Source organism: Streptomyces sp. SID3343 (genome assembly GCF_009865215.1).
Classification (GTDB): Bacteria; Actinomycetota; Actinomycetes; order Streptomycetales; family Streptomycetaceae; genus Embleya.
In genome coordinates this window covers 1-5,845 of sequence record NZ_WWJX01000919.1, presented here as the reverse complement: position 1 = coordinate 5,845, position 5,845 = coordinate 1, and the positions used below count along the sequence as shown (strand labels likewise).

At 72.6% G+C, this 5,845-nt stretch carries 5 protein-coding genes; 3 read left to right on the top strand and 2 right to left on the bottom strand.

Annotation, left to right across the window (positions count from 1 at the left end; all coding sequences use genetic code 11):
- Nucleotides 1-307 precede the first annotated feature (307 nt).
- Nucleotides 308-1,219 (top strand): TIGR04222 domain-containing membrane protein, encoded by a 912-nt coding sequence (locus GT354_RS28765; RefSeq protein WP_161359295.1) that lies wholly within the window; start codon nt 308-310, stop codon nt 1,217-1,219.
- Between the two features lie 18 nt (nt 1,220-1,237).
- On the opposite strand, the gene GT354_RS28760 is transcribed toward GT354_RS28765, so the two are convergent.
- Entirely contained in the window at nt 1,238-1,750 is a 513-nt protein-coding gene (locus GT354_RS28760; RefSeq protein WP_161359294.1) for a hypothetical protein, read from the bottom strand.
- Between the two features lie 63 nt (nt 1,751-1,813).
- Entirely contained in the window at nt 1,814-3,274 is a 1,461-nt protein-coding gene (locus GT354_RS28755) for a PLP-dependent aminotransferase family protein (protein WP_161359293.1), read from the bottom strand.
- Between the two features lie 64 nt (nt 3,275-3,338).
- On the opposite strand from GT354_RS28755, the gene GT354_RS28750 reads away from it, so the two are divergent.
- Nucleotides 3,339-4,595 (top strand): aminotransferase class I/II-fold pyridoxal phosphate-dependent enzyme, encoded by a 1,257-nt coding sequence (locus tag GT354_RS28750; protein ID WP_161359292.1) that lies wholly within the window; start codon nt 3,339-3,341, stop codon nt 4,593-4,595.
- 135 nt (nt 4,596-4,730) lie between these two features.
- On the top strand, nt 4,731-5,845 hold a 1,115-nt coding region (locus GT354_RS28745; protein ID WP_346012223.1), incomplete at its 3' end, for a choice-of-anchor A family protein.

The following is a 5,845-nucleotide window of genomic DNA, read 5'->3' as shown; positions in this document are numbered from 1 at the left end:
CGCTCGGGCGCGCCGCTCGGCGCCGACCTCGCGGGTCGGGGTCCGGCGTCGCCGAGTGATTCGAGCACGGCGCACGGTGTCGCGCGCGGCGGGGCGAGGCCGGCGAACAGGCGCCTTCGAGTGGCGAGGCGGTCGGGAGCAGGGCCGCGTCGATCACGCACGCGGCCCCACGCGGCGTACGTGACGCTGATGCCGCGGCCGTGTGGGCTGCCGAGCGACCCGGTCGGTCGTGGCGCGCCGATGCTCGGAGGTTTCCCGAGGGGGCTCCATCGGACAGGTTCACGGACGACGCGGCACGGTGGATCGCGTGGCTCGGCGGACGACGGCGAGCGGTTGGGCGCAGGCATCGGGGGATGACGTGATCGGCGCAACGACGGTACGCGGGACGGGACTCGGGTCGGTCGCCACGAGCCCCGAACGTGTCGACCTGGCCCAGGTCTGGTGGGCTCCGTCGGCGGCGGGCTGGGCCTACCTGGCCCCGGCGCTGGCGTGCCTGCTCCTCCTGTCGAGCGGGTCGGTGGCGCGCGCCCGGCGGCTGCGCGCGTTGCGCCGGCGGCCCGCGCCGTACGCCGCCGGCCGTGTCCTCGACTACCGCGAGATCGCGCTCCTGGTCGACGGGCCGCGCCGGCTCGTCGAGGTCGTCATGGTCGCGATGCATCGTCGACGCCGCGCCACGATCGGCGCCGATCGGCGGATCAGCCTGAAGGCCAATGCCCCGGAAGACGACTACGAGCGCATGGTGTTCGAGGCGGTGGGGCCGGCCAGGACGGCGCTCGTGGATGCGGTGATCGTCGCCGCCGCGTTGTCCGACCCGATCCGGACGTGGCGACATCCGCACGCGAGCCTGGTACGAGAGGGCCTGGTCCTGTCCGACGACGACACACGGGTGCGCGGCGTGGGCGGGATGTGCTGCGTGTTCCTGGTCGGCATGGGCCTGGCGATCGCCTGCCCGTGGGCCACGTCGACCTCGGTGCCGATCGTGACCGCGCTTTCGGCAGCCGCGCTCTCACCGCTGGTGTTCACCACGCACCAGGACCCACAGACCGACGCCGGGAGAGCGCGGATCGCCGCGCTCGAGACCATGTCGGTTTCGGTGTTCACCGACACCGACGAGGACGTGCTCACCCGTGTCGCGGTCTTCGGTGTCGAGGCCGTCCCGGACGAGGTCGTGCGCACCGCGCTGATGCCGCGTCCGGCCCCACCGTCGACGTCCAACTGACCCCGGCAGGGCCGAGATTCAAGGGGCGGACAGGGCCGCGAGCCGGTCCCGGACGACATGCTCGGGCAGCAGGGCGCCCGGCCGCACGCGGGTGTCCTCGGCGACGTACCGCTCGTAGAGCCGCTCACCACCCACCGGAAACCGCCGGCGGTCCACCGCGACGAGCAGATGCGACCTGGCGCACCCGTACGCGGACACCGCCCGGCGGGCCGCCGCGAACGCATCGATCCGCGCGGCGTCGTCCGCGCGAGCCTCGGCGTGACGGTCGAGCCGGTCCAAAGCGCGTTCGGCGTCGCGCTGCGCCGCGCGGGCACGCCGGAACACCGGAGCGAGCTCGTGGTGCCACGTGGCGACGTGGAACAGGCGCTGGTCGCGCAGGGCGAGCTCGATCCGTCGCCCCGCGTCGTCGGGCGGGTCCTCGTCGCCGGCGGGTGCGAAGAACGCCTGGCCTCGCGCGCGGTACAGGGCATGGTCGTGCGCGTAATCCCCGGTGTAGCCGTCGAGGTCGACGGCCGGTTCGGTGGTGGTCATCGCACCACCACAACCCGGTCGCCGCCCCGTTGTCCAGCCCCCGGCGGCGCCGTCCGCGGCCGGTTACACCGCGATGCCCTTCAGTACGCCCCGCCGGTCTCCGCCGCCCGTGTACGCGCGCCACGCCGAGGCCATCCGGTCCACCGCTTCGTCCAACTGCGCGGCGTCGGCGAGGAAGGGGATGCGCACGTGGTCCGCGTCGCCGCCGATCGGATGCAGCGACGCCCCGGGCAGGACGGCGACCCCGTGCCGCAGCGCGACCTGGGCGTACGACGAACCGTCCCCGAACGGCAACTCGATCCACAACGTCTGCCCGCCCTCGGCCGGCCTGAAGCGCCAGTCGGGGAGGTCCCGGCTCAACCGCGCGCACAGGTGGTCGTGCCTGACCCGTAGCAACCGCGCACGTCGGCGCGCCAGTTCGCCGACGTGCGGCACCAGTTCGACCGCCGCGAACTGGGCGGGCACGTTGCCGCCGAGATCCTGGGTGGCCTTGAGCCGGGCGAGGCGGGCGACGACGTCCGGCCGGGCCCGGATCCAGCCGACCCGCAGGCCACCCCACAGGACCTTGCTGAGCGACCCGACCGTGACCACGTGTTCGGCCGGCCCGAACGCGGCCAGGGGCGGCGGCGGATCCCCGACGAACGACAGGCCGTGCACCACCTCGTCCTCGACCAGCGGCACGTCGTGGGCGCGCGCGACCTCGACCACGCGCCGCCGCACCAGGGCCGGGATCACCGTCCCGGTGGGGTTGTGAAACGTCGGCACCAGGTAGGCGAACACGGGTTTGCGCTCGGCGAGTACCCGACACCACGCATCCGCGTCCAGGCCCTGCGCACCACCGGGGACCCACGCGATGTCGGCGGCTGCCTCGCGCAACAGTTCGAGCATGCCGGGATAGGTCGGGCCCTCCACCAACGCGGTGTCCCCCGGCGACACGAACAACCGCACCAACAGGGCCAGCGCCTGCTGCGCGCCCGTGGTCACGACGATCTGTTCGGACGTCGTCGGCAACCCGCGATCGGTGTACGAACGCGCCAGCGCGGCGCGCAGATCGGGGTGCCCGGCCGGGTGGTGGCCGATGTCGCCCGTCACCGACGTCATCCGCTCCAGGCCCACCCGGTACGCCTCGAACAGTTCGGGCGGAGGGGCCGACGGCGCCGCGCAGGCCATCTGAAGCACGCCGTCGGGAGGTTCGAGGAAGCTCAGGAACATGGGGTGCGCGGTGGCCTCGACGCCGGGCTGTCGGTCCTGGGCCACCACGCTCGCCACCCACGTACCGCTGCCCTGACGCCTAGTCAGATACCCCTCGCGGCGCAGCAGTTCGTACGCCGCGACCAGGGTGCTGCGCCCGACCGCGAGCCGGCGCGCCAACTCGCGCTCGGGCGGAAGGCGGCTGCCGGCGGCCAGTTCGCCCGCCTCGACCAACTCGCGCAACCGGCGGGCGAGGAGCAGGTGCAGGGAACCGCGCCCGGCCGACCAACGACCGAGCCGAAAGACCAGGAGTTCCGCGTCGATTGGCTTCATCGCCAAGCCAATATACCGGGATTGGCTCTGCTGCCGAGGTGCACGCGCGCGCAATCTGGACGCCATGACCACCACACCCGCGCGTACCCGACTTGCCGGCGAGCCGGCCCCGTCCGCCGCCGAGACACCGGTCGAGGCCCGCCGCCACCGGCTCGACACCCTCGCCGTCCACGCCGGCGGCACGACCGGCCACACGCCCGACGGCACCGGCTCGCGCCCGGTCGCGGTACCCCTGCACCAGACGGCCAACTACGCCTTCCCGGACAACGAATCGCTCGCCGACGCGATGGGCCGCCCGGACGGTCCCCCCGTGTACACCCGGTACGGCAACCCGACCACGCACGCCCTGGAAACCGCGATGGCCGAACTGGAGGGCGGCGTAGCCGCGTGCGCGGCCGCCTCCGGCATGGGCGCGATCAACGCGGTGTTCGGCACCCACCTCGCCACCGGCGACCACATCGTCGCGCAGCGCTGCCTGTACGGCGGCACCGTCGCCGCGTTGCGCAATCTCGAACGGCGCCACGGCGTGGAGGTGACCTTCGTATCCGGCCGCGACCCGGCCGAGGTCGTCGCCGCGCTGCGCCCGCGTACGCGGCTGCTCCACCTGGAGACCATCGCCAACCCGATGACCCAGATCGCCGACATCCCGGCACTGGCCGCCGTCGCCCGTGCGCACGGCGTGCTCACCGTCGTCGACAACACGTTCGCCACGCCCGTGCTGTGTCGGCCGATCGAGCACGGCGCCGACATCGTCGTGCACTCCACCACCAAGTACATCGGCGGCCACTCGGACGTCGTGGGCGGCATCGCGGTCTTCGCGGACGCGGCACGGCACCGCGAACTGTGGGCGTACGCCGTCGAATCCGGCGCCAACTGCGACCCGTTCGCCGCCTGGCTCACCCTGCGGGGCCTGCGCACCCTGCCGCTGCGGATGCGCCGACACTGCGACAACGCGGCGGTCGTGGCCGAGCGGTTGGCCGTCCACTCGGCGGTGTCGGCGGTGTACTGGCCCGGCCTGCCCGAGCACCCCGACCGCGCGATCACCGAGCGGATCCTCGACGCCCCCGGGGGCATGCTCGCCTTCGACCTCGCCGGCGGCCGGGCCGCCGCCGACCGCTTCGTCACCCGCGTGGCCCTGGCCCGGCACGCCCCCTCGCTCGGCGGCCTGGAAACCCTGGTCGTGCACCCGGCGGGCACCTCCCACCGCCAAGTCGACGCCGAGGGACTGCGTGCGGCGGGGATCGGCGAAGGCACGATCCGGGTCTCCGTCGGCATCGAGGACGCGGAGGACATCTGGTCCGACATCGAGCAGGCGCTGTAGCGGGCCGCCCTTGTGCGTAGGCCGATCGGCCCAAGGCCGGGGTCGGGACGCGTTCCCGAGGCGACACAGCGGCATGTTATGCGCTGATTCATGCTCATCTGCACCCATTCTTCGTATATGCAGATGAAAAGGGACGTGAGTTATCGCACGGCCGGTCTGGCGGTCGCGGCGACTGCCATCGGCGGGGTGATCCTGGTGTGTGTCTTCGCCGTCATGGGCATCGCGAAGCCGTTGCCCGGAGGCCTTGGTCCGTGTGTGCCGGGCAGTTGCCCCGCCACGAACAACGAACCGAACAACGATCCGATCGTGGGCCGCGACAACGGCATCAACGTCTTCGTCGGCGGGGACTGGTCCGTGCGCGGGTCCGCGGCGGAGGCCGAGGGCAAACTCGTCGCGCTCGGCAACTTCGACATGAACAAGGCCAACGGCGGTGTCTACAACGTCGGGATCGTCGGTGTCGGCTCCCGGGTGCCCCCGGACAACGGCACCGACTTCCTCACGGTCGGCGGCAACGTCACGATCGCCGCCCAGCAGCGGCTGCTCGCCGAGGAGGGCACCGTCAACGGTGTCGTGCGCTACGGCGGCACGCTCGCCGGAACGGTGATTCCCACCGCCGTCCACGACGACACCGCGGGTGACGCGTACGTCGGCCTGCGGTCGCAACTGACCACGTCGTCGGCCTGCTACGCGCACCCGAACGGAGCTGCCCGCCCGGCGACCGGCACGGCCGCCAACCAGGGCTACACGACCCTGTTCACCGGCGACGGCACCTCCATGCTCCAGGTGTTCAACGTCGACTTCGACCTCGTCGGTGCGAACGGCGGGGATCAGGGCATCACCTTCGCGATGATCCCGGCCGGCGCCACGGTGTTGATCAACCTGACCGGTACCGAGCGCACGATCAGCACCTACATCGGCAGCACCGACATCCCCGCGGGTCTGCGCGAGCGCCTGCTGTGGAACTTCCCCGACGCGACCACGGTGCGGATCAAGGGCAGCGCGCAGTTCCAGGGCAGCGTGCTCGTGGGCAACCCGGCGAGCACGACGACGGTGTCGGTGCCGGGCATGAACGGCCGCTTCTTCACGACCGGTTCGCTCGTCCACGAATCGACCTCCGGGGCGGAACTGCACCGCTACCCGTTCGACGGCGACCTGCCGGATTGCGACGAGACGCCGTCACCGTCGCCCAGCGAGTCGGCGAGTCCGTCGGCAAGTCCCTCGGCGAGTCCGTCCGCGAGCCCGTCCGCGAG